Genomic DNA, 25,625 nt, shown 5'->3' on the forward strand with positions numbered 1-25,625 from the left:
AAGTTTAATTATGAAGTCATTTAAACTCTTTTCTTTGGAAAAAGGCTGGGATTTAAGATTTTGTAGTTGAAAAAAAACAACTTAAATTTCCCAGCCCGTGTACGAAGTACTAGACAAAGATATAATTTTATCTAATTCGTATTTTTAAATTTAAAGATAGCTTGCGCAAGCTGTCTTTTTCGTTTTGTAAGACTTTTTTGGTGTTTTATAAGATTACAAAACACCCCAAACATTCAGCAATTTAACCAGATAAATTTTTATCGTTTTTTGAGATTATTTGACGTTTTACAACACTCCAAACATTCTGCAATTTAATCTATGAAAATGTACTTTGCTGAATGTTTGGTGTATTAATCCCCAAATAATTCATGCAATTTCTGCTGAAGTAATTTTTTATCCGGGAGCTGGGTTTTATATTCCGAAACCATTGTTGGTGAAAGGCTTCTGCTCAAAGCATATTCCACAATTTCATTATCTTTGTCCTTACATAGCAAAATACCAATGCTTGGATTCTCATTTACTTTTTTCACGTCTCTATCAAGTGCCTCAAGGTAAAAATTAAGCTGCCCTAAATGTTCCGGTTTAAATTTATCTGTCTTGAGTTCGAAAGCGACTAAACACTGTAATCCTCGATGATAAAACAGCAAATCAATATAAAAGTCTGAAGAACCGACCTGAACTTTATATTCTTCCCCGACAAATAAAAAATCTCTACCTAATTCGAGGACGAAATCTTTCATCTGTTTTATTAGACCTTTCTGTAAATCATTTTCAGAATGGATATCCGGCAAGTTTAAGAAATCTAAAATATAAGTATCTTTGAAGGTGTTTACAATTTCTAAATCCAGTTCTCTCAACGCAGGTGAGATGGTCGAATGACCGATCATGGACCTTTCAAACAAACTCGCAGAAATTTGACGTTCTAATTCCCTCTTACTATAGCCCTCTTGTTTACTTATTTTAAGATAAAATTCTTGCTCCTCCGGTGTTTTACATCGAGAAAAGATAACCATATTATGACTCCAGCTAATTTCTCTCACCAATGGTGAGAGTTTTGGAGAATCTTTGTAAGTTTCATAGAACTGTTTCATCCTCCATAGGTTCTTATCAGAAAAACCTTTGATTTCAGGCTCAATTTTAATAATAAACTCTGATAACTCTTTTACTACAGCTTGTCCCCATTCACTTATTTCTATCTTTTGACTGATGTATGCTCCAACATTCCAATAGAGATTTATCAATTCTGAATTCACAGCCTTTATGGCATTATTTCGAGAATTCTTTATAATTCTAATAATGTCGGAAAATTGATCTCTCATAAGATATACAGAATATTAATGATAACAAATTTACTCTAATATTTTATAAAAGGAAATCTTTAAGAAGTCATGAGAATCGCAAAATAATTGTTTAATTGACTAATCACCAAACATTCAGCAATTAAGTATCTAAAAATAAATAATAATACATTTTTCTAAAAACTTGTATATTTCTCTTGTTAATAATTGAAGTATGCGATTTATAGAATTAACAGAAGAAGAGAGTATATTGGTTGAAAATCTATATAAAAATTCAGATAGCTCAGTGGTCAGAGAACGGTGTATGTTTTTGAGGCTTTCTGTACAAAAAAAGTCAATGATGGAGATTTCCAGAATTATGGAGGTAGGAAGATTGCGTGTGACCTTATTTTTTAATGCATGGGAACAAGCAGAAAACTTATCCGAAAAACAGAAAACATTAAGCATAAAAACAGGAAGAGGTGCTAAATTGAAATTAGATCCCGTCAAAGATATTTTACCTGATTTGGTAAAGGAAAACAGCCGTAATCTGAATGTGGTTTTGAATATTTTGGAAAGAGAGCATGAAATAAAAATAACAAAGCCTACCTTGAGAAATTTTTTAAAATAGTCGCGGCTATAAATGGAAAAGATGTAGGAAATCCTTGAAGAAAAAACGCTGTCAGCTTACTTTTTCAAAAGCCCAAAAAAGGAAATAGAGGAATTATCAAAACTCAATGCTGATCAATACATTGATATGTATTATGGTGATGCAAGTCATTTCGGATTAGTTCCCAATGTTCCCTATGCATGGCAAAGCAAAGATGATCCTGTTTTATTACCTTCAATCCGGGGGAAAAGCACCAGTGTTTTTGGTTTGATGAATACTTTGGGAGATTTGGTTTATGATTTTTTTGACAAGACCATCAACTCAGAAATGCTGATTGTTTTTTTTGACAGATTTGCGCAGACAATAGTCAAAAAAACAGTGGTTGTTTTAGACAATTCTTCTTTACATACGAGCAAAAAATTCAAAGAAAAAATCAAAGAGTGGAAAGAATTGGATTTGCTGATTTATTTTATTCCGCCTTATTCACCAGAACTCAATAAAATTGAAATCTTATGGAGATTTGTAAAATATAAGTGGCTGAAATTTGATGCTTATGCTTCTTTTGAAAATCTAAAAGCCAGCTTAAAGGACGTATTAGATCATTTCGGAAAGAAATGTATTATTAATTTTTAGCAAGTACTTAAATAAAACTGGAAAAACTATTTAATCGTTTTATGAGATTTCTTATGAATTTTTAAAGTTTTAAGATCCTATTGAAGAATTGGAACAAAGATGAATAAGTCTTTTCTACTCTTTTTTATTTCTATCCAATTGTCGAGTTTAAAGTTTCTAAAAAAAGAGTTATCTAAAAAATCTGTCAAAAATTTTCCATTTACAGTTTTACTAAAATTAATAATCTCTCTAATTTCAATAAGAAGTTTTTGAATATTTTCATTCATAAACAAATCGACTAAAAGCTTAATAGAAGTATAATTATAATATTGCGGTGTGACTTTCAACTTTTCATAAAATTGCTCAAAATTACTACTGAAAGCCATCATGTCCCCTTGATAATTAAAGTGATTAATTTTATTTATAAATTCATTTGTGGAAAAAAAATTATTTTCTACTTTTCCATCAAGTTCATTTACAATATCTGCCGCTAGTCCAGCTAAGTGAAGTAGAGAAAATTGATCAAGTTCCAAAAAGTCTAATAGATTTGGATTTTTAAGATACTTGTATAAAAGTCCTCCATCAGAATATGTATCAATCGTTTTACTAAGTTCCTCATCAATTGTTACATGATACAATTCAATAATATCATTCATCAAATAACATATTAGGACATGACCAGCTTCATGTATTGCAATATCATTTGGTGTTAAAAGTGCCATATTACTTACATTTTTTGAGATTTAAATTTTATATATTTCAACTTCCCGGATTGTATTTTTGTGCTAATATTACAGGCACTCGAAAACTATAATTAAAATTATCTAATAAATTATATTTTTCAATCAACCTTTTAAAATTTCCTTGATCATTTATATAAATAATGTGATAAAATATCATTAGTTTTTCATGTTCTGATAATTGACTTGATAAGATCATACTATACCTATTTTTCAAAAGTTGATTAATATTTTTCGATTCATCAATATATTTTAATATTTGAAAAAAATTATTATAGTAATGTTCTAAATGAAAATTTAGGGGCATATAATAATTTGTATATATGTTTGAAAATTTCTCTCCATCCCCATTCATTTGATTATTAATTTTCCCAAATAAATACAAAAAGACTTTTCTTTCCTTTTCAATTACTACCTTTTCTGTATTATCTTTTTTAATAGTATGCTCTAGGTGTAACGAATTTATAATTTGATGATGAACATTTATCATATTAAAAAATGTAGTCTCAAAGTTCTGAATCAAATTTGATTGATTTTGAATTTCTAATTGATACTGTTGATGCTTTAAGTCTTTTCTCTGTAAAAGTATGGTAACAATTAGAGCAACAAAAGATAATCCCGTAAACAATGCATTTGCTGCCCCAAACATATCACCAAAAGTTCCTCTTATTTCATTGTGTATATTAATACCTAATGCGTATGTAATAAAAAGAATTATCGAAATGAATAAAGTTGATAATATAGCAAAGAACCATATCCAAAAATTGTGTCTTTTCATCGTTTTTTGAGACTTATATTTTTATATACTATAAAAAATAAATTATTCAACTAAGTTTAACAATTTATTAATTGGTGGAAAAAATTAAACAAATTAAGTTTTAACAAGTAGTTGATTAAGTGATAGCATAACTAATTTTCTCTAAAATTTGAAAGTCATTATCTTTTATTTCTTACTGCTTTGCGCAGAGTGTTCACTTTTTATCTTCGCACGATGTTGAATTCCCCATTTTGTCATTGCATTAACAACTTCTTCTAATGTTTGGCTGTAGGGTAGTAACTCGTACTCTATACTTACCGGATAACCATTTTCAACTTTCTTGATAAGAAAACCGTTCATTTCCAATTCTTTCAGTTCACTTGATAGTACACGGGCAGAAATTCCGCTAACCTGTCTCTGAATTTCAGTAAATCTCTTATTACCTCTTGCTATAGCAATAATAATCATTAGCTTCCATTTTCCACCAATAGCATATAAAGCATCGCTAACAGCATTTAAGACCGTATGGCATTCTTCAGTAAATGCTTTGTTTTCTATATTATTTTTTTCGTAAGACATAAATATGATTGTTTTATTAGTTGATAACCTTTTGGTAACGACTAATATTATGTAACCAAATATAGTATAATTTTGCTACATAATACTAAAATGTACTTTAAACAGAAAAAAAATAAAAGAAATGAACAACGAAAAGACAAAAAAAATAGCTGCAGTCATTATGACTGTCTTGGTCACACTTATGGTAGGCATCAGCGGATTGATGAAAGTAATTCAACTCCCCTGGTCTGTCGAAGGCATGATTAAATTAAATTTATCTAATTCCACAACATCATTGGGTCTCCTGGAAATGTCATTTATTTTTCTGTTTGCTTATCCAAAAACAATGCGTATTGGATTTATTCTAATAAGCTGTTATTTTGGTGGAGCAATGGCAACAGAATTATCCCATGACGGATCAATGATTAATCCGGCAATTCCTATGATTTTAATATGGATAACTGCATTATTACGTGATTCATCAATATTTTTTGGCTCAAACGATAGATTAGTAAAATAATAATTAATAATACAAATCAATACGACAATGACATTAGAAATTTTAAAAACAAATGAAGATTTAAGAAAACTGATCGACCAATACGCTTACCTGAGTGACGAATGGAAAATCTCCGAAGTAATGGATCTATTTATACCTGATATGACTTACAATGTGTATATGAGCGGAAATCTGGTAGGAAATACGTCCGGAAGAGAAAATTTAGAGAAGGAATTCAATGAACACGCTTCCAAAGTAAAAACATATTTCACACTCAATGGGCAGCATACGGTAAATATTACAGGAGAAACGGCTACCGGCATATCATACAGTCAGATTAAAATGGTAAGAGAAGTCGAGGGTAAAGATGTTTTGACAGATTACAGTGTCAAATATGATGACCAATATGTTTTTCAAAATGGGAAATGGTTGATCAAAGAACGGATTGCTTACTTTATGATAGTAGAATCAAGAACACTCTAATAAGAGGTAATAAAAAATAGGATACTTTGAAAGTGTCCTATTTTTTTGTTCTAGTAGTATCATGAAAATATTTGCATATATAAAATCAACTGCCTCAAAAGTATCATTATATGCTTGCCTAAACTCAGCCACTCCCTCCGCAGATGCAATATCTGCCGGCATCAGGACAGCATTTTCTGTATATAGATTCAGTATAGAATCTGTATCGGCATCATAAAGATATTTAAAATATTTTCGTACAATTTGTTCTGTGGCATTTTTTCTTTCATAACATGAATTTAATCATTAGTAAAAATTAATTTGTCAAACATTAACAAACCAGTCCGCCATCTATGTTTATGCTTGCACCGGTAATGTATTTTGAAGAAGGATTTGCAAGAAATGCTACGAGTTCCGCAATATCACTCTTTGTTCCGTACTGTCCCATAGCCACAAAACCTCTTATTATATCTGCAAATTGAGAATCGGCTGGGTTCATTTCCGTTTCAATTGGTCCTGGCTGGACTGTATTTACAGTAATACCTCTTGATGCCAAATCACGCGCAAGTCCTCTCGTTAGACCTGCGACAGCAGCCTTGGTCATTGCATAAACCGCACCTCCGGGAAAGATAGTTCTTTCAGCAGCAGCACTTCCTATATTAATTATTCTGCCACCGTCATTCATTACAGCTGCTGCTGCCTGTGTGGCAACGAAAACTCCTCTGATGTTCACGCCAACCATCCTATCGAAATCATCAATTTTAACATCAGGTAAGAGAGCGTTAATGGCAACTCCTGCATTGTTAACCAATATATCAAGAGATCCAAATATTTCGAATGCCTTATCTATAGCATCTCTTATAGAAATCTCATCCGCATTATCTGCTTTTAGTGCAATGACTGTTACTTGTCCATCAGACAGTTCTGATGCCAATTGATTGGCCTCATTTTCAGAATTAGAATATGTGAAGGCTACATTCGCACCTTCTAAAGATAATTTGCGAACAATTTCTTGTCCGATTCCACGACTGCCGCCTGTTATAAAAGCCACTTTGTTTTTAATAGATTCCATTATAATTAATTTAAAAATTCTTTTGCAATATTAAATTAATACTTTACTTTTGGCAAGTAGTTACGTTTTTGTAATGTAGCTACTAAAATGTTACTATTACTGTAAATCAATATTTTAATTTTTGGATTTATGAAAAAAAATATTCTTTCTGAACCATCTTGTTCTAAATGCGGTATCGAATATGCCTTCAAAAGAATCGGTGGAAAATATAAGGCACGAATTATTTGGAATTTAAAAACCAATGGTGAACTGCGATTTGGGGAATTGACCAGGCTTTTGCCGGATTCAAGTACAAAAATGCTTACTCAGGTATTAAGAGAATTGGAAACTGATCAACTAATTTCAAGAAAAGTTTTTCATCAGGTTCCTCCCAAGGTTGAATACTCACTCACACCAACAGGCCAAGAATTGATTCCATTTTTGAAGCATTTGGATGATTGGGGAATCGCTCAAATGGCAAATGAAGTTTTATAAATAATTTTTTGATAAACTAGAATTTTTTCTAATCTCAAATATGTATTACGAATGATATAAATAATTAAATAGATTGTTGCCTAATAAATTAATGAATTATATTTTGAGGAATATTTGCTTGCCAATACTTACATTCGCAAGCTATCGAGTACTTTCGTCCTTTTATTTTTTCTTCTGCAAATACATCTAGTTCAACTTTTTCTCGTGCAGTTTCGGCTTTTTTCTCAATCTCCACATTAAAATTACACTCTTTTAAAATTTCAGCAACCCTATTTTGTAAATCTTTCCAATCTTTCGGTTGGCTTGTTGTTAATTGCATTTTATAGAATTTACTTTCTGATGGACATTTTTTTTATTTCTTCATCTGTATGATTATCCAAAATTTTAGCATACCGATAAAATGTTGCCCTAGTTAATCCAAGTGGTTCATAAATTTCTTTCGGAGCTAAAGTAGGGTTTTTATATATAGACCTCATAATTAACAATTTAGATATTGTTTCTTTTGTATATCCCTTTGGTCTTCCTCCCAATCTACCTCTTGCCCTGGCAGCTTGTAAACCTGCATTGGTTCTTTCTCTTATTAATTCTCTTTCATATTCAGCCAAGGAAGCCATGAGATTCAAAAATAGTCGTCCATTAATAGTTGAAGTATCTACTCCATCCACAAGACCTTTTATTATAATTCCTTTATTACTCAAACTTAAGACAAGATCAATAATGTTTTTTAAACTTCTACCTAATCGGTCAAGTCTCCAGACATAAAGTTCATCACCTTCCCTAAACTGTTCAATCATCTTATCGAGTTCGGGACGATTTTTTGTTGCACCGGAAATTTTTTCCTGATAGATTTTCTCACAGCCTGCTTTTTCAAGAGCCTCAATCTGCAAATCTAAATTTTGGTCTTTGGTTGAAACTCGGGCATATCCTATTTTCATATTCTGTTATATTAAACTCATACTCTGTAAATTTATGAAACTTTGTTTAATGATATGAGATTTTGAGAAACTATTTCAAAAATCAAGATTTGAAAATCTAGGTATTAAAATAATCTCAAAATACTACTGTTAAAATATAATTAGTTTTTTGATAGTTTGTCATTTAACAGCTCAATATCCTTCCTTAAAACTAAAAACATATCCTTCAAGTTATAGTTTTCAAAGTTATCAGGTTCAAAATCGTTAGGGAAGATTCCTGAAGCATATTGCCATATCTCTACAATTTCGCTTAAAGATATATCATAAGGCTGGTAGAATGAATTATCGGCAGCAACAGTTATTGATTTTTCCTTTTTAGCTTTAAATCTTTTATAAGAAATACCATCATTCAAAGTCACAAAAACATAACTTTTGTTTGGTTTCAGGTCATCAATATTTTCAACATATTTTCCGATAATATAAGAGCCATCTTTAAATGGTGGCATCGAATCTCCCTGAGCTGGAAAAGCTCTGTATTTTCCATTTGTAAGGAAGGGTAATGAAATCCTTTGTAAACTTTCAATATATTCTGGATCACTATAACCTGACAAATATCCCATAGATGCCTTCTGAGGGACAATTTCAATGCTGTTGTTTCCCAATTGATCTACGACCACTGGCAGGACAATCCTGTTGTCCGGTAGTTTCAATACATCTTCTAGCGGATATTTCCTAATATCCACAGTAAGAAGCAGATCAATACTTAAATTAAAATATTTCGAAATTCTGATGAGCAGCTCATAAGGAGCTTCCGAACGTCCGTCCTCATATTTAGAATAACGCACCCGGCTCATTAAAATTTGATCCGCAAGTTCCTGCTGTGATAAATTTTTCTGAGTCCTTAAAAACCTTATGTTATCTGAAAAAATCGACATTGATACAAATTGTATCCGCAAATATATAAAAAATGATACAAATAGTATCTAATTTTGTAAAGTGAATCGTGCGATTGTACATATGGACATGGATACTTTTTTTGTATCATGCGAGAGGCTTAACAACTCTCAACTTAACGGTATTCCTCTAATTATAGGAGGTGGAGACCGTGGAGTTGTTGCATCATGTTCCTATGAAGCAAGGAAGTTTGGTGTGCGTTCAGCCATGCCGATAAGGATGGCACTTCGACTATGTCCGGATGCGAAGGTAATTCGTGGTGATTATGAAATGTATTCTAACTTATCCCATATCGTAACAGAAATTATCCAACAGAAAGTTCCGGTGATGGAAAAGGCAAGTATAGATGAATTTTATCTGGATCTATCTGGAATGGATAAGTTTTTCGGATGTTATCAATGGACAAAAGAAATTGCATCGGCTGTCACTAAAGAAACCGGACTTCCAATAAGTTTTGCTTTATCAACCAATAAAACAGTTTCAAAGATAGGTACAGGCGAAGCAAAACCAGTTGGAAGATTAGAAATTCAAGAAACGGAAATAAAACCTTTTCTAAATCCATTATCCATTAAAAAGATTCCAATGGTTGGAGATAAAACATTTCAGTTATTGTCACGAATTGGAATTCGTACTATTCATACATTATCTGAAATGCCGGTACTAGTTCTTCAACAAATGATTGGTGTAAATGGGAAAGAACTTTGGAAGAAGGCGAACGGTATTGATGAAAATCCCGTTATACCTTATTCTGAAAGAAAATCAATTTCAACAGAGACCACATTTACTAATGATACAATGGATGTTATCGAATTAAAAAGACTCATATCCGGGATGGTCGAAAAATTAACCTATCAATTAAGACAGGAAAAATGGCTGACTTCAACAGTAACAGTTAAAATACGGTATGCCAATTTCGATACTGAAACTAAACAATGCAAAGTACCTTATACATCCGCTGATCATACTTTGTCAAGAGTTGCCCTGGAACTTTTCAATAAGGTTTACACTAGAAGAATGAGACTTAGATTAATAGGAATCAGGTTTACAGGACTTGTGCATGGTAATCATCAAATGAATCTATTTGAAGATACCGAAGAACAAATGAGTTTATATCAAACAATGGATTATCTAAAAAACCGATTCGGAATTAATGCAGTTGGTCGTGCTTCGGGTTTTGATTTGGAAAATAAACGCTAAAAATCTTTCAGTTATGTTTTTGAATTGTCATTCCTACCATAGTCTGCGTTACGGTACTTTATCAATCGAAGAATTGGTAAAACAGGCAGATGAATTAGAGATCAAACAAATAGTATTAACCGATATTAATACGGTTACCGGAATTTATGATTTCAAGAAAGAATGTGAAGCAGTAGGAATTAAACCTATTGTAGGAATGGAAGTAAGAAAAGATGGTAAACTTCTTTATCTAACCATCTCAAAAGAGTTTTCAGGCATCGGTGAAGTGAATAAAATAATTACAGAGTATAACTGTGAAAATAAAGAACTTTCAGAGGTTGCACCTGAATTTAAAAATGTTTTTGTGATCTATCCAATGAGTAATATTCCGTCTCTATTGAAGGAAGATGAATTTATAGGTGTACGGATCGATGAATTGAATTTTTTAATTAGACCTGAATATAAAAAACATATTTCTAAAATGGTGGTTCTCCATTCTGTTACTTTCGGGACTGATGAAGAATATGAATTACATAAAATTTTACGGGCAATCGATAATAATACATTACTTTCAAAATTAACAAAGAAAGAGATTTGTAGGCAATCTGAATATTTTATTTCTGAAGAAAAACTTTTAAAAATCTTTGAAAGATATCCTGAGATTATCAGCAATACAAAAAATATTCTTGATGCATGCCGTTTTGATTTTGATTTCAAAGAAGTTAAAAATAAAAAGTTTTATACCAAATCCAAAGAAGAAGATTTGAAACTTCTCAGCCGATTAGCATATTCGGGTCTGGAAAAAAGATATGGATTAAATCATGACATCGCAAAGAAAAGAATTGAAAAGGAATTAAAAGTAATAGATGAACTTAATTTCTGTTCTTACTTTTTAATAACGTGGGATATCATCTGTTACAGTAATAGTATGGGTTTTATGCATGTAGGGCGAGGAAGTGGTGCGAATTCTATTGTGAGTTACTGTTTAGGGATTACTGACATCTGTCCCTTGGAACTGGATCTTTATTTTGAAAGATTTCTCAACCTTAACCGAAAAACACCACCGGATTTTGATATCGATTGGTCTTGGCAGAACAGGGATACAATATTGGAATATATTTTTGATCGATACGGAAGAGATCATGTTGCGTTTTGTGGAACTAATGTTGAGTTTAAATACAAATCAATTTTTAGAGAGGTAGGAAAAGTATTCGGTTTGCCCAAGGAAGAATTGGATGACCTGGCTACAAAACCGATGGAAATTCATGACCGAAATTCGGTTGTGCAAATGGTTCAGAAATATGGTAGATTATTAGAAAAGTACCCTAATCAAAGGAGTATGCATTCCTGTGGGATCTTAATCTCCGAAGAACCAATTACCAATTATACAGCACTTGAAATGCCACCGAAAGGATTCCCGATTGTTCAGTTTGATATGAATGTGGCAGAAGATATCGGACTTGAAAAATTCGACATTCTTTCCCAAAGAGGATTAGGAACCATTAATGATACTGTTAATCTCATTAAAAAGACAAGAGGACTTAAAGTGGATATTCGCGATACAGCATTGTCAAAAGATGAAGTAAAGTGCAATGAATATTTGGCGATAGGAAAAACCATAGGCTGTTTCTATATTGAATCTCCGGCAATGCGCGGATTGTTAAGACGATTAAAATGTGATAATTACCGTACGCTTGTTGCTGCTTCATCCATTATCAGACCGGGAGTTGCCCAAAGCGGAATGATGAGAGAATACATTTTCAGACATAACAATCCGGATAAATTTGAATATTTCCATCCCGTATTCGAGGAAAATTTAAAGGAGACTTACGGGATTATGGTTTACCAAGAGGATGTAATTAAGATTGCACAGTATTTTGGGGGATTATCATTAGCTGACGGTGATATCCTAAGACGGGCAATGAGCGGAAAAGGAAGATCACTGAAAAAACTTCAACAGGTGAAAGATAATTTCTTTAATTCCTGTAAGAGAAAAGGACATTCGGAACAATTAACTACCGAAGCGTTCAGACAGATAGAGTCTTTTGCCGGATATTCGTTCTGTAAAGCCCATTCAGCATCTTATGCGGTAGAAAGTTATCAAAGTCTTTATTTAAAAGTATATTATCCTTTGGAATTTATGGTTTCGGTGATTAATAATCAAGGCGGTTTTTACCGTACCGAAGTTTATATTCATGAGGCGAAAATGTTAGGAGGAAATATTCAGGTTCCATGTGTTAATTCAAGTGAGATTCAAACTACATTAAAAGGAACAGATATTTATTTGGGATTAATGCTATTAGAAGGATTGGAAACAAAAGTATCGCATGATATTGTGAATGAACGTAAAATCAATGGAGATTACTTATCATTAGAAGACTTTATCAGACGAATTAATATCGGTATTGAAACGATACAGATTCTAATTTTTATTGGAGCATTCCGGTTTACTGGTAAACCAAAAAATGAATTGCTTGTTGAAGCAAGATTACTGTTAATAAATTTTAAACCTGAGAATAGAGGTTTGATGTTGATTGAAGAACCTGTTCAGGAATTTAAACTTCCACAACTGAAAAGAGAAAGTTTCGAGGATGCATTTGATGAAATTGAGTTAATTGGATTTCCGGTTTCATGTAGTCCTTTTGATTTATTAAAGACCAAATACAGAGGATCAGTATTTGTAAAAGACTTGTTGAAATTTCATAAAAGACAGGTAAAAATGTTAGCATATCTTATTTCCAGAAAACACGTTCCCACTAAAAAAGGGACGATGTATTTTGGGACTTGGATCGATATCAACGGTGATTATTTTGATACCGCACATTTTCCCAATAGTTTAAACGAGTATGATTTTCAGGGAGGTGGTTGTTATTTATTACTCGGAACGGTTGAAGTTGATTTTCACTTTCCTACTATTACTATTCATAAAATGGCAAAAATGCCGATGATCCCCGATCCTCGGTATTCTTATGATAAAGAAAAACAATATGATATCCATCGCCAGATTAAGGAAGATGTAAGCATGACCTCTCGAAAGCCTTATCCGCAGACGCATGAGATTGCATTACCCAGACATAAAATATAAATGAGAATAGAGATGATAATTTAAAATTAATTAAACTGAAGCAGTTAAGTCTTTTAATGCAGAGAAATTTTTATGCATCTCCTGAAGATATTTTTAGAATATAAAGAAAATTTTTTTAGTCAGGAGGAAGCTTATGTTCTCAGGGGGATCTTTTGAAAGCGAGATACGAGAGAAGACCTGTAATTGCTTCGGTTAGCATGAGATAAACGTGAAACTTTGATTTCAGAAAAAGATCATCACCAGAGGAAATACAGCCTGCCCCTTTCTAACGGATCATTACTTATTATGAAAGCTAGCCTACAGGAACATCGGGATATTGGATTGTGAAATTTTTAACTCCGATGAAAGAAAGGATTAATCCTACTTCAGGTTGGCTAAATAAAATATTGAATTTCTTTAATGTATTTTATTATAGGTTTTAGCTGTAGTTATCAAAATTAATTATATTAGTTATATAACTAATATAATTAATATAATTAATATAAATGTGGTTTTTTGATGTTGATTTTTTGTTAATTTGTTAATTTTTTTATTTTTTTGAAAAAAAAATAAAAAATTTTATGCGAATTTTTTTTAAGTTTGTATAAGCAAAAAAAATCTGCCTAGTATGCGACCACTAACAGATTTTTATTGTTCGATAAAAAATCATACGGAAAAAAGATAATTCTTTTGTCCCCTATATCTTATTTTATTATAGCAAATATAAAAAATATTACTGAATAAAAAAATATCTAAGTGGATTTTAAAAATGAAATTTGGATTAGTATATAATATTGATATATAGACAAAATTACTTTTTTCACAAGCAAACTGATAATTTGTTAAACTTTATATCAATATTTATGGAAAAAGATATTCACGAACTACATTCAAAACTTGAAACGTATATGAATAAGTATATCAATTCAAGTCCCCTTCAGAAAAAATTTTCTACTCAATTTCTAAAACTTCAAAAATTTATGCAAGACTCTTCAATTAGTTTATATAATAAAGATGTAGGAGCGAAGTATTTAGAATACAGAGAAGAACCAAGCAATAGCAAAATAACAAAAGAATGCAAATTTAGAGTTGATAGTAGATATGTTGATTTACTAAATGGAATGCTTCAAGAAAAATGGATTGTTAAAAAAAGTAAAAAAGATTATTATATAGTTTTACCTACAAAAATAGGTCCTACTCTTTTTGACTTTTTAAACAAATACTCCACTGAAAGAAGATTAAATTCAAAAACGCGCGAAAACTATTACATTGCCTTGGAGAAGCTTTGTCACAGAATGGAGGAGGAAAGTTTATTTTCTCTCTCTAAGATCTCATCAGAATTTATTTTAGCATTTATCAGTTCTGTGACAGGAGGGAAAGATCATGCAGCAATTATTTTAAGAGCTTTATTAAAGGATTTGTGTAGTCAGAAACTTATTAGTTATGATACTGCACATATTCTTGATGGTATAAAAGTTAAGAAAACAACAAAATTAACATCGCATTACTCTTTGGAGGAAATTTTATGTATAGAATCTTCCGTTGACCGGAGGTATGCAACTGGTAAGAGAGACTATGCAATGATTCTATTAGCTACCAGATTAGGACTAAGATCAGCGGATATAAGATTTTTAAAGTTTTCTAACATTGATTGGGATAATAATTTGGTAATATTTGAACAATACAAAACAAAGGATAGAATAGAGCTGCCATTATCCATAGATGTAGGTGAAGCTATAGTAGATTACATAAAAAATGGTAGAGCGAAGTCAGATTCTAAATATATATTTTTAAGGTGTAATGCACCCTATATTCCTATGACAGAGGGAGGACTAAATGCTATAGTTAATAAATATTTCAGAAAAGCGAATATAGATTTTAGTAGAAAAAAGCACGGACCACATTCTTTGAGACATAGTCTTGCAACAAATCTGTTGAATAACGGAACACCACTACCAATTATTGCAGAGACTCTGGGACATCAAAGCTCACAAAGCACAATGCAATATTTGCATATTAATATCTCGGTTTTGTTGAGATGCACATTGGATGTGCCTAGTGTAGATATTAATTTTTATACACAAAAAGGAAAAGGTTTGTCATGGATAAGATAAATGAATATTTTACCTACAAAAGTTCTTTTTCCTCGTATATTGAAGGGTTTTTACGGGAAAAGGAACAAAAAGGACTTTTAAGAGGGTTAATGTTAAAATGTTATATGCTTGAATTTGACAGATTCTTTATTGAGTATAATATAACTAACTTACATATAACAAGAGAGGTGATTTTGCAATGGAAAGATACACGTCTTAACGACAAAGCAACTAATCTGTACAAAAAATATACTACATGGGTAAGTTTTTGCAAGTATATGTGTCGTATGGGTATTGAATGTTATATTCCACATACTCCAAAAGAGGGTAGACAAAACGATTATATTCCATATATATATACTCATGAGGAAATAAATTTGCTTTTTTCCAACGTTGATAAGTTAAGAATTAATAATTGTAAGCATAAAACTCAAATGTTCATTCTGCCAGCTTTCCTTCGTCTACTTTATAGTACAGGAATAAGAATTGGTGAAGCATTAAGTATCACTAATGAAGATATAAAATTCAAAGAGAAAGTTATTGAAATTAATGATTCTAAAAATGATAGACAAAGAATAGTTGCGATAAATGATTCGCTGTATGAAGTTCTTTTGCAATATCAAAAATTTAAAGAGTCAATGCCTATTAGAGGAATATGTGACGCAGACAAGAGTTTTTTTGTAACGCAGAATGGAAAACCCTGTTTATCAAATCGTATTTATAAATGGTTTGAACAATTATTATTACATAGTGATGTTCCTAAACAACCATGCTTTAATAGACCAAGAATACATGATATTAGACATACTGCAGCAGTACATGCTTTGGAAAAACTTGTAAAAAGTGGAGAAGATATTTATTGTGCTTTACCTATGATATCTGTTTTTTTAGGACATAAAAATATCAAATCCACAGAAGCATATGTTAGGCTAACAGATGAAATGTTCCCGGATTTAATACAGAAAGGAAGTATAACATCCTTTGTTTTTCCAGATATGAAATATAATAAATACGAATAGCTATGACAGATTTTGCTAAACATTTGGAAAACTTTTTTATAAGATACCTTATAGGAGAATGTAATTCGTCAAAGCATACTATAAGAGCTTACAGAGATTCTTTCACGCTTTTACTAGTATTTATGAAGAATGTAAAAAATATAAATGCAGATAATTTAGAGCTCAAACATTTAAATAAAAATGCAGTTTTAGATTTTTTAAAATGGCTTGAGGTAGAACATGAAAATGAAATTTCAACTAGAAATCAAAGATGTGCAGCGATTAAATCTTTTTGTAAATATCTGCAGTATGAGGAACCTATGAGAATTTCGGAATGGCAGAATATACGTTCTATAAAATTAAAGAAGTACACAACTGAAAAACTTACTTACTTGTCTCTAGATGCGATAAAATTACTTTTAGATCAGATTCCGTTAGACTCAAGAAGTTCCAGAAGAGATTTAGCTTTAATTGCACTTTTATATGACAGTGGTGCTCGTGTTCAAGAAATCGCTGATCTAACACCGGATTCAATTAGATTTGACAATCCTAGTACCATTAGATTAGTTGGTAAAGGAAATAAGCAAAGGATTATTCCATTACAAAAAAACCAGATAGATCTCTTACAAAGATATATTGAAGATTTCGGATTGAACAAGTTTGGAAAAGAAAAGAGCCCATTATTTTTTAATAGAATAGGAGAAAAGTTGACAACCGCTGGAATAACATATATTTTAAAAAAATATGCCACGATAGCCAGATTACAAAATGAAAATCTAATACCAGCAACAATTAGTCCTCATATTATAAGACACTCAAAAGCAATGCATTTGTTACAAAGTGGTGTTAATATAGTTTATATCAGAGATTTCTTAGGTCATAAAAGTATACAGACTACTGAAATATATGCGCGTGCTGATTCAAAACAAAAAAGAGAGGCTTTAGAGTCTGTCTATGTAAATGTTCTTCCTGAAAGCAATACAGAAAGATCTTGGGAAAAGAATCCTAAACTTAAAGATTTTCTTAAAAGTTTAGGCTAAAAATATTAAAATCAAAAGCCTAAGTCCTAAGCTAATTGTTTAAATGTTTGATAATTATGTTTTTATTCTTTGGGCTTTTGATTTTTTTTAGGTTTCGATAATCAACGTTATCAAAAGCTTTCGATAAAATTGATGAGCTTTTTCTGGATCTGAAAAGCTTCAAATATATCGATATTTACGAGTACTGTCTTAAAATCAAAAATGAAATTGATGAGCAGGAAAAAATTCCTGTAAGTATAGGAGTTGCCCCTACCAAAACACTTTGTAAGGTAGCAAACCGCATTGTCAAACAATTTCCCGAAAAGGTTAACGGAATTTATATTTTAGATACCCCTGAAAAAATAGAAAAAGCCTTAAAATGGTTGAAAATTGATGACGTTTGGGGAATCGGAAGACGTCTTGCCGTAAAAATGCATGACAATGGAGTGCATAAAGCATGGGATCTTCTTCAAAAGCCTGAAATGTGGGTTCGGAAGATCATGGGAATTCACGGGATAAGAATGGTGAACGAACTGAAAGGAATCCGTCAGTTAGAACTGGATGCTCCGTCTCCCAAAAAATCCATTGCCGTCACCAGAAGTTTCATGGAAATGCTTACCAAAAAAGAAGATGTTCGCGAACGTGTGGAAACCTTCGGAATGTACTGTTCCGAACGCCTGAGAAAACAAAATACCTGCTGCAAAATGGTAACGGTTTTTGTACAGACCAACCGATTCAGGAAGGATCTTCCTGAATATCGGAATGCCGCAACCAGAATTCTTCCCAATCCTACCAACTCATCAATTTTAATTGGCAGAGTCGTAAATGAGCTGTTCGAAGATATTTTCAAAGAAGGATTTCATTATAAAAAAGCAGGCGTTATTGTGAACGATTTTGTGCCGGAAGATCAAAGATTGATTAATCTTTTTGAAGAAGATACCCAGAATCTGCATTTGCCGGTGATGAAAGCAATGGATGCCATGAACAGAAAATACGGCAAAGATAAAGTGCGTCTCGGAAGCATGAGCGGCGAAAACACTTTCGGACGAAAACAGATGTCTCCCGAATATGAAGCTTTTTTAAAAAACAATACGCTCAAAGAGGCAAATTTCAGATTTCATTAGATGTAAAACTACCTTTTTTCATACTTCCAGTTTCTGCCTTTTCCTTCAGAGATCCACTCTAAAGCCTGATCCATTCTTTTGTTTCTGGTTGATTCCGTTTTAGCTTCTGTGATCCAGTTGATATATTCTTTACGGAAAGAGGGCGAAGCTTTTTTAAAAATTTCCAGAGCTTTTTTATTTTCATTCAAAGCATTTTGAAAATAATCAGGAACCTCTGTTTCTGTTTTCGATGGAGCTGCTTTTTTCAAAGTAACGCCCATATCTGTCAGTTCCATCGCTTCAGTAATCATCTTTTTAAGCTGAGGTTTTGAAGGAAGATTTTCTGTTTCTGTAATTTTACCCAGGCTGAACATATTCGTTTTTTCAGCCTCCGTTTCAAACTCTTTCAGAGATGTCATCTCATCATGAAGCCAGAATCCCATGCTGCAATACTGTTTAAAAGCAACCATTGAACAAAGAATCTTCCCTTTATACAGGAATGTGGGAAACTTCCACTTGATTGCTTCTTCTGCATCAGGACAGAATTCGTGAATGGTTTCTCGGATATAATTCAGAATAGGTTTTGCAAAATCCTGAGATTTTTCAATGTATTCATCAACTTTCGGGCTGTATTTTTCCATATTTTTATTGAAATAATTTTACCGTTTCATTCACCAGAAATTTCACCTGATCCGGTCTTCCCCTGTCGTTTTTCGGAAGATTATTATAGCTTCCTGTCCTTACAATCACCATATCATGTTCCGGAATCATAATGATGTATTGTCCCTGAAGTCCCAAAAAATAATAATGCTTTATAGGATTGTCATGATTGATCCAGAATCCCATTCCGTAAATTTCCTCAGAATTTTTAGTCGGAGTACGCATTGTATTGATGAAGTCCGGATTTAAAATCTGCTTATCCTCAACTTTTCCGTCGTTAAGAAATAACTTCCCCAGTTTTGCAAAATCTCTGGAATTGGAATGGATACAGCAGTATGTTTTTTCCATTCCGCTTTCGTCCGTGCTCCATGTTGCATTTTGCTCCATTCCCATCGGAATCCAGAATTTTTCGGATAAATAACTTGCCAAAGACTGTCCGACAGCTTTTTTAATGGCAAAACCTAAAAGCTGCGTAGAACCGCTCTGATATTCAAATCTTTCTCCCGGATTTTCTTTAAATTTCCTTGAAAAAGTGGCGTTCATTAAATTTTTTCCGTAATAAGCTTTCGCATTGGGAAGGAAAGGATTCTTGTAATTTTCATCCCAGTCCAGTCCGGATTCCATCTGAGCCAGATTTTTTAACGTTAAATTTTTAGCAAAATCTTTATTTTTAAATTCCTCAAAATAATCCGAAAACTTATCATCAAGACTTTTAATTTTTCCCTCTTCCAGCGCTTTGCCCAAAAGCATTACCGTAACGGCTTTTGCCATAGAGAAAGAATTGGTTTTCGATAGCTGATTGTAGCCGTTCCAATACTCTTCGTGAAGCAGCTTTCCGTTTTTCACCACAATAAAAGATGCGGTATTGGAATGTGCTAAATCTTCAACGATATTTTTCGGTAATTGTTTTTTGTTGTATTCGGGAGATTCTTCCCAAAGTTCAGGAGATTCTGTAGCGATGAGGTTGCCGGAAAACAATGTTCCGTCATCAATATTGGCACTGAGTTTTCCCCTTAAATAGGTTTTGGATATTCCGTTGAAAATATAACCATATCCCAAAACATAAAAGAGAAGTACGGCAATGACAATAAATGTCACAAAATAAATAAGAATTGTCATAGCAATTGATCTTAAACAAATTTAAAATAAATTTGAAAACATGAAACGAAATGATTTATTTTTGTGATTATTGATGTAAAAGATGATGAAAAAACTAATTTCCTTATTGCTTATCCATTTCGTTATCACCGCTTTCGGACAGATGTATAAACCACTCGATACGGCAGATTATGCCCAGAGAAAAGAATTTCTGAGAAATTTCGCGGCGAATACCGAAAGTTTAAGCAAAAAAAGCAGATCCGATTATCCCGGAAAGACGGGCAATGAGCTTTCTAAAATTTATAAAGAATTCGACAAAGAATTTGAAAAAAAAGTGAAAGAAAAAGATTTTGCTTTCAATTCTGTGTTTGATGCAAAGGTTAAAAATCTTATCGAACGGTTAAGAAAAAACAATTCCCAGATTCCTCAAAATTTAAAAATTCTTATCGCCAAAGACAACACTCCGAATGCATACTGTTTTGCTGACGGAACTTTTGTCATCAATATGGGGCTTTTCAACTGGCTGAATAATGACGATCAGCTTGCTGCCGTAATTTCCCATGAATTAGGACATAAAATTTCCGAGCATACGCTGAAAACTTTTCTGAGCATGATCGAACAGGATAAAATGGACAAAATGGTTGTTCAGGATATAAAATCGGCGAAGGAAAACCGTAATCAGAGGGCTTTTGATGTGATGAAAAACAGAATCTACAGAAAAGGGGCGGAAAACAGAAAACAGGAAATGCAGGCGGATTCTTTAGGATATGTGGTTTTTAAAAACAGTGATTTTAAAAAAGCAGAATATGTAAATGCTCTGAAAAGACTGGAAGATTTCGATACCATTTCGCCAAGAGAGCTGAAAGTGGAAACTTACAAAAAATACTTTAACCTTCCCAAACAGGAATTTAAAGACAAATGGCTTAAAAAAGAAGATTTTTCTCTGTATAATTACAATCATTTCAAGGAAAAGCTGAATAAAGATTCTCTGAGATCGCATCCTGAAATGGTTTTAAGAATCAATAACCTCAAAAAATTGTTTCCTGAACTTAAAAATGATGTTCCGGATGAACAACCTTCCGATTCTTATTCTACGGTAGAAAAAATCGCAAGAATGGAAACCTTGCCTAATTTTTATCACTCTGAAGATTACGGAGTCGGAATTTATGCGAGTCTTCAGTTTTTGCAGGATAATGAAGAGGAAAAGTATTACAAAAACTGGCTCGGAAAATGTTTCGCCAAGATTTATGAAGCGAGAAAAAACTACAATTTAAATCGATATTTAGATCGTGTAGATCCCAAAAATCAAAGTGAAAGTTATCAGCAGTTCCTGAACTTTATGTGGAACCTGAGTCTTGATGAAATTAAAAATATTGCAGATTATTATCAAACGACAGAATCCTGACCGAAGGTCAGGATTCTTATTGAGTATAAAATTTAAATCAACGCTTAATAATTCAGTCTTTCCAGACGGATTTTATTGAATTTTTCTTTTTCATTGAATTCACGAAGCAGAATGTAGCCTTCTTTCGCTACATACGGCGTTACCACATAATTATCTTTTTCTGAAATAGGAACGACTTCCTGTTTGAATTTTCCGTCAATAATCGTATTGATGAAAAGATTCCACTTCTTTTCTTTGGTTACCTGATCTTTCTGATAATCGCGGAAGAAAAAGACAACGTCTTTTCCGTCATTCAGATATTGAGAAAAAAGATAATCGCTGTTTACCCACTTGGATTTTTCTTTTTCAAAAACCTGTACATCTTTTACCTTAAAATCTTTATCGGTGTTAATGTAAACCAGATCGGTTGTTTTCGGAGCATTGTACTGTCCTGCAGGTTTGAATTTCTCCGAAAGAATTCCAACACTGCCGTCGCTCATAAAATACGCATCCTTCGTCTGAAGATAATAGCCGTTTTCTACGCCTCCGTCTGCGCTCAGTTTTGGAATGTGGTTGGAAAGATCCGGTTTGTAGCTGATGGTTTTCAGATCTACATTATAATTGTTTTTATCAAGGATAAATCTTGCAAAGCCTCTGTTCTCTTTGGAAATATAATTTCTTCCCAGCAAAACTACTTTATCATCAAAAGTTTTATCATTATCAATTCCGCTTAAAGCATCAATATTATAAATGGTTTCCGGAGAAAGTCCCGTTATCGGTTTGTTGGAAAGTTCTTTTCCTGTCTTCATATCAATCACTACAAGAGAAAATGTTTTGTCGTCATCATTTACCTTTCTCAGGATTCCGTAGATGCGGTTTTCGTCCTTTTCCAAAATGGAAAGGTCGGAAAATACTTTTTTATCTCCGTTTGTATTGTAGCTGTATCGCCAGATTTCTTTCTTATTGTCATCAAATTTTATCAGGCTGTTTTTATTGATGTATTTTCCGTAATCGTTGTATTCTAAAGCCAGATAACCGCCTTCTTTAATTTCTCCGACTACGGAAACATAATTGTATCCTTTCTCTTTCTTCTCGGCGCGGTTTTCTTTTCTTTCTTCTTTAAAAGTTTTGGGCTGTGAGATTTCTTTAAACGTTCCGTCTTCCTGATAATCGTAATACACTTTGGGCTTTACTGTATTGGTTTTAGGATCAATAACCATGGAAACAGGAGCCGCTGCATCTTTGGAAAAAGCCTGAAGATAATTGATGTCCGAAGGCTGAAGAATAATCTGCCCTTTAAAATCCACATATCCGAAATAATTGGAAACCAGAAGTCCCGCTTCAAATTCTTTATTGGCAACCGGATTCAGGTTTTTATCTAAAATAACGTATTCGAATTTCTGTTTTTTATTGTCTGTTTTTCCGTAGGAATAGATAGAAACATAGCCGTAAAGATTGTCTTTGGTATCAAACAGCGCATTCATTCCCACATTTTTCCCCGATGCTAGAGAAGCCAGATCCTGAGTCTGAGAATATGCAATTGTCTGAATAAGACCAAAAACCAAAAGTGTTAATTTTTTCATGGTTAAAATTTGAATTTCAAAAATAGCAAATTGCGGGGATATGTTCTTAAAAAAATACAAGCCCTGATTTCTCAAGGCTTGTATTCTTAAATTATAAAACTTAACTTAATATTTATTGAGTTTATTTTTTTTGAATCAAAATTTTCTTTGTATTTAGTTGATTATTAACAACAATACCAAGAGTGTACATTCCATTATCCAAATCTGAAATGTCAATTTTCAATTTTCTATTCTTTGAATATAAATTATCCATATTTCTCAGTAATTTGCCAGATGCATCATATACTTTTAATGAAATTTTAGAATTTTCTATTACAGAACTTTCAAACTTAATAGTAAAGATTCCATTATTAGGATTAGGATATAATATGGTGTAATCTTTAGTGCTATTGTATTCATTAGTATTTAGAGTACCACTCGTTATAGAAAAATTTGTATTTGATATATCAAAAAAGATATTTCCTACAGATTGTACTTTAATTCTAGCTTGTGTTGTATTTATGTTAGGCAAAATTATTGACTCACTACCATCATTTGGAGTCGAAGCAATAAGTGTTGTAGGAAATGTAAGTCCTCCATCGGATGAAAATAAAATGCTTACATTTGGAGTTGCGATATTTGTTCCATTTACGCTCCATGTAATGGTTTGTGAAGTATTACCAATATAAGAACCGGATAAATTTGTTGTTTCTAAAAATGGTCCTATTAATCCATTTACAATAACATCTACATTTGCATTTGTAATGCCGCCACATCCTGCACGATTATCTCGGACAGTTAAAGAATGAGAGGTTGTGACACTTACAGATGGTAATTTATCGCCTATATCATAATTAGTTCCGTTTAAAATTTTGCTTAAAATAGGGTATATTCTAGTAGGTGAAGTGCTTGCAAGATAGGTTCTAAAAAAAGGAGGTTGAGAAGTATCTGCCAATGTGCTTGTTGTAGGAGGAGCAACTGTTCCCGTATTTCCGCCTTCCCAGCAGTAAGACAAAGTGTCTCCATCAGCATCCGTTGCACTTCCTGTTAGTGAAAAAGGAGTTGATTTTGGTACTGTATATGAGCTAGGCATAGTAATAACTGGAGGGGTATTTCCTGTTGCAGTAATCACAGCACAACTTGTTGCATCTATAGTGCTAATTGCCTGATCAAAGTTAACTTTGTGAAACTGTAATATCGGACCTGACGATATTGGAGCTGTTTGATTAGTATAATAATCATCTGTACCACAAGTAAACCCATAGCTCATTATGGAAGCTCCCGAACCAGGCTCTACAGAAGTTGCGGCTGCTCTTGTTGTACATACAGGAATATTACTGTTATAGGAGTGACTCATTCCGAACTGGTGTCCTATTTCATGAAAAAGTAACTGATCCATGAAAATTTGAGCATATGCATTTAAGTCTCCCTCTGCAGATATCCCGCTGCCTTTATATGAATTATCACATATAGAGGCTGCTGAAGCTACACCAGAACCAGAACTTCCGGGAATATCAGTATGTAAAAGGTGTCCTATATCATAATTTGCAGTACCAATTACAGTATTACAATTAATATGATTTTGGCTAATCATACTAATATCATCACCACTATAGGGGTCTGTACTTGGGTTTGTATAAATTAAATTAGTTCCACTTACTAAAGTAAATGCAACAGATAGTTCGTTTCTATAAACCGCATTTAATCTATTTAGATATGCTACAATAGTTGCTAATGCTGCAGTAGAACTGCCATACTTGGTTGTAAACTCTCCTGTTGCTGCGATAGCAATTCTGAAAGTTCTAAGTTGTGTCCCAGATGTCGTAAGTAAATTTTTTGAATAATTCTTATCTGAATTTAAATTTGTTTTATACGAATTGTTACCAACAATATCTTCAATATGACAACTTTTATTTATAGGGGAAGTTACTTTTATATTCTTAGTAAAATAACTTGCATATATGTTGTTATTATCGGAGGTATATTTTTCTAAATAAACTGTGTCTCCATTTATATTTAAAAAGATAGCATTAAAACCTTCAGATGTGATTGATAGTCTGATAATCCTTTTTTTATCTTTTGTGCCATTTCCCGTATAAGTTTTTATTTCAGGATTTTGAAGAGCAATTTCGGGAGATAATATAGGAGATTCTACCATATTAAATGTCTCTTCAGACCCATCAGGTAAAGGCAGCGTTAGAGGAATAGGAGGATTAATTGAAAACTCAAGTGGGGCATTAGAAAGATAGTTTTCTAAAGATTTTTCTTTGATCCTGAAAACATTAACATCTTTAATTTTAGAAAAAATAGGCTTTTCTCGGATATCTAATTTTCTTACATCTATTTTTTCCAAGAAAATATTTTGAGAAAAGACAAAAATGGATTTAACCATTAAGAGAAACAGTAGAATTTTTTTTTTCATTTTTTTTAATTTCCCGCAAGTTTAAGGATTCTTTCTTTAATAACTTTTACTGTTTTTCAATGGAATTGAACTGTTTGGTGAATTTGATTTAAATGTGGTGTTTTGTCATATTTATGT

24 protein-coding genes and 1 pseudogene are annotated in these 25,625 nt (G+C 32.5%); 13 read left to right on the top strand and 12 right to left on the bottom strand.

All coding sequences use genetic code 11. From position 1 onward, the window contains the following. Positions 1-350 precede the first annotated feature (350 nt). Positions 351-1,319, bottom strand: a complete 969-nt coding sequence (locus BW951_RS07665; RefSeq protein WP_076391468.1) for a PDDEXK nuclease domain-containing protein — start codon at positions 1,317-1,319, stop codon at positions 351-353. A gap of 193 nt (positions 1,320-1,512) precedes the next feature. Here BW951_RS07665 and BW951_RS07670 point away from each other — a divergent pair, with 193 nt between their 5' ends. Both BW951_RS07670 and BW951_RS07675 read left to right on the top strand, forming a co-directional pair. Continuing rightward, complete coding sequence (locus BW951_RS07670; protein ID WP_139326127.1) at positions 1,513-1,908, top strand: COG3415 family protein; 396 nt, start codon at positions 1,513-1,515, stop codon at positions 1,906-1,908. Between the two features lie 84 nt (positions 1,909-1,992). Beyond that, positions 1,993-2,520 (top strand): IS630 family transposase, encoded by a 528-nt coding sequence (locus BW951_RS07675; RefSeq protein ID WP_228427527.1) that lies wholly within the window; start codon positions 1,993-1,995, stop codon positions 2,518-2,520. A 77-nt stretch (positions 2,521-2,597) separates the two neighbouring features. Here the strand turns inward: BW951_RS07675 and BW951_RS07680 are convergent, their stop codons facing one another. The 3 genes from BW951_RS07680 to BW951_RS07690 form a co-directional block, all read right to left on the bottom strand. After that, positions 2,598-3,221 (bottom strand): hypothetical protein, encoded by a 624-nt coding sequence (locus BW951_RS07680; RefSeq protein ID WP_076391474.1) that lies wholly within the window; start codon positions 3,219-3,221, stop codon positions 2,598-2,600. A gap of 37 nt (positions 3,222-3,258) precedes the next feature. Beyond that, on the bottom strand, positions 3,259-4,017 hold the full coding sequence (locus BW951_RS07685; protein ID WP_076391476.1) for a putative phage abortive infection protein: 759 nt from the start codon (positions 4,015-4,017) through the stop codon (positions 3,259-3,261). Positions 4,018-4,182: 165 nt separating this feature from the next. Then, positions 4,183-4,575: a winged helix-turn-helix transcriptional regulator gene (locus BW951_RS07690; protein WP_076391478.1), complete on the bottom strand. Its 393-nt coding sequence runs from the start codon at positions 4,573-4,575 to the stop codon at positions 4,183-4,185. Positions 4,576-4,696: 121 nt separating this feature from the next. Here BW951_RS07690 and BW951_RS07695 point away from each other — a divergent pair, with 121 nt between their 5' ends. Together BW951_RS07695 and BW951_RS07700 are read left to right on the top strand one after the other, a co-directional pair. After that, entirely contained in the window at positions 4,697-5,074 is a 378-nt protein-coding gene (locus tag BW951_RS07695; RefSeq protein WP_076391480.1) for a DoxX family protein, read from the top strand. A gap of 27 nt (positions 5,075-5,101) precedes the next feature. After that, positions 5,102-5,536, top strand: a complete 435-nt coding sequence (locus tag BW951_RS07700; RefSeq protein ID WP_056078634.1) for a nuclear transport factor 2 family protein — start codon at positions 5,102-5,104, stop codon at positions 5,534-5,536. A gap of 310 nt (positions 5,537-5,846) precedes the next feature. Here the strand turns inward: BW951_RS07700 and BW951_RS07705 are convergent, their stop codons facing one another. Next, on the bottom strand, positions 5,847-6,587 hold the full coding sequence (locus BW951_RS07705) for a 3-oxoacyl-ACP reductase family protein (protein WP_076391482.1): 741 nt from the start codon (positions 6,585-6,587) through the stop codon (positions 5,847-5,849). Positions 6,588-6,716: 129 nt separating this feature from the next. Here BW951_RS07705 and BW951_RS07710 point away from each other — a divergent pair, with 129 nt between their 5' ends. Further along, entirely contained in the window at positions 6,717-7,061 is a 345-nt protein-coding gene (locus BW951_RS07710; protein WP_076391484.1) for a winged helix-turn-helix transcriptional regulator, read from the top strand. Between the two features lie 88 nt (positions 7,062-7,149). Here BW951_RS07710 and BW951_RS07715 read toward each other — a convergent pair whose 3' ends face one another. The 3 genes from BW951_RS07715 to BW951_RS07725 all read right to left on the bottom strand — a co-directional run bounded on the left by BW951_RS07715 (position 7,150) and on the right by BW951_RS07725 (position 8,910). Beyond that, on the bottom strand, positions 7,150-7,380 hold the full coding sequence (locus tag BW951_RS07715; RefSeq protein ID WP_076391486.1) for a hypothetical protein: 231 nt from the start codon (positions 7,378-7,380) through the stop codon (positions 7,150-7,152). Between the two features lie 10 nt (positions 7,381-7,390). Beyond that, a complete protein-coding gene (locus BW951_RS07720) occupies positions 7,391-7,996 on the bottom strand; it encodes a recombinase family protein (RefSeq protein ID WP_076391488.1) in 606 nt (201 codons plus the stop codon). A 140-nt stretch (positions 7,997-8,136) separates the two neighbouring features. After that, the gene (locus tag BW951_RS07725; protein WP_076391490.1) at positions 8,137-8,910 is read right to left on the bottom strand and encodes an XRE family transcriptional regulator; all 774 of its coding nucleotides are present in this window, start codon (positions 8,908-8,910) and stop codon (positions 8,137-8,139) included. 61 nt (positions 8,911-8,971) lie between these two features. Here BW951_RS07725 and dinB point away from each other — a divergent pair, with 61 nt between their 5' ends. The 7 genes and pseudogenes from dinB to BW951_RS07755 all read left to right on the top strand — a co-directional run bounded on the left by dinB (position 8,972) and on the right by BW951_RS07755 (position 18,403). After that, positions 8,972-10,126 carry a DNA polymerase IV gene (gene dinB / locus BW951_RS07730; protein ID WP_076391492.1) on the top strand — a complete coding sequence of 385 codons (1,155 nt, stop codon included), beginning with the start codon at positions 8,972-8,974 and terminating at the stop codon, positions 10,124-10,126. Between the two features lie 13 nt (positions 10,127-10,139). Further along, positions 10,140-13,190: a DNA polymerase III subunit alpha gene (locus BW951_RS07735; RefSeq protein ID WP_076391494.1), complete on the top strand. Its 3,051-nt coding sequence runs from the start codon at positions 10,140-10,142 to the stop codon at positions 13,188-13,190. Between the two features lie 842 nt (positions 13,191-14,032). Beyond that, a complete protein-coding gene (locus BW951_RS07740; RefSeq protein WP_076391495.1) occupies positions 14,033-15,283 on the top strand; it encodes a site-specific integrase in 1,251 nt (416 codons plus the stop codon). Next, positions 15,271-16,281 carry a tyrosine-type recombinase/integrase gene (locus BW951_RS07745; RefSeq protein WP_076391497.1) on the top strand — a complete coding sequence of 337 codons (1,011 nt, stop codon included), beginning with the start codon at positions 15,271-15,273 and terminating at the stop codon, positions 16,279-16,281. Before BW951_RS07740 ends, BW951_RS07745 begins: the two co-directional genes overlap by 13 nt. 2 nt (positions 16,282-16,283) lie before the next feature. Then, positions 16,284-17,300 (top strand): site-specific integrase, encoded by a 1,017-nt coding sequence (locus tag BW951_RS07750; protein WP_076391499.1) that lies wholly within the window; start codon positions 16,284-16,286, stop codon positions 17,298-17,300. 128 nt (positions 17,301-17,428) lie between these two features. After that, positions 17,429-17,566, top strand: a pseudogene (locus BW951_RS23245) (Y-family DNA polymerase); the annotation flags it as partial. Between the two features lie 96 nt (positions 17,567-17,662). After that, positions 17,663-18,403 carry a DinB/UmuC family translesion DNA polymerase gene (locus BW951_RS07755; protein WP_228427520.1) on the top strand — a complete coding sequence of 247 codons (741 nt, stop codon included), beginning with the start codon at positions 17,663-17,665 and terminating at the stop codon, positions 18,401-18,403. A gap of 8 nt (positions 18,404-18,411) precedes the next feature. On the opposite strand, the gene BW951_RS07760 is transcribed toward BW951_RS07755, so the two are convergent. After that, positions 18,412-19,023 carry a YdeI/OmpD-associated family protein gene (locus BW951_RS07760; RefSeq protein WP_076391501.1) on the bottom strand — a complete coding sequence of 204 codons (612 nt, stop codon included), beginning with the start codon at positions 19,021-19,023 and terminating at the stop codon, positions 18,412-18,414. Between the two features lie 4 nt (positions 19,024-19,027). Beyond that, a complete protein-coding gene (locus BW951_RS07765; RefSeq protein ID WP_076391503.1) occupies positions 19,028-20,161 on the bottom strand; it encodes a serine hydrolase domain-containing protein in 1,134 nt (377 codons plus the stop codon). A gap of 82 nt (positions 20,162-20,243) precedes the next feature. On the opposite strand from BW951_RS07765, the gene BW951_RS07770 reads away from it, so the two are divergent. Further along, positions 20,244-21,545 carry a M48 family metalloprotease gene (locus BW951_RS07770; RefSeq protein WP_076391505.1) on the top strand — a complete coding sequence of 434 codons (1,302 nt, stop codon included), beginning with the start codon at positions 20,244-20,246 and terminating at the stop codon, positions 21,543-21,545. 44 nt (positions 21,546-21,589) lie between these two features. Here the strand turns inward: BW951_RS07770 and BW951_RS07775 are convergent, their stop codons facing one another. After that, positions 21,590-23,107: a hypothetical protein gene (locus BW951_RS07775; protein WP_076391507.1), complete on the bottom strand. Its 1,518-nt coding sequence runs from the start codon at positions 23,105-23,107 to the stop codon at positions 21,590-21,592. Positions 23,108-23,228: 121 nt separating this feature from the next. Continuing rightward, the gene (locus BW951_RS07780; protein ID WP_076391509.1) at positions 23,229-25,508 is read right to left on the bottom strand and encodes a zinc-dependent metalloprotease; all 2,280 of its coding nucleotides are present in this window, start codon (positions 25,506-25,508) and stop codon (positions 23,229-23,231) included. Positions 25,509-25,625: the final 117 nt, after the last annotated feature.

Origin of the sequence: Chryseobacterium gambrini, from assembly GCF_900156825.1 — a bacterium.
In the GTDB taxonomy this organism is placed as follows: Bacteria; Bacteroidota; Bacteroidia; order Flavobacteriales; family Weeksellaceae; genus Chryseobacterium; species Chryseobacterium gambrini.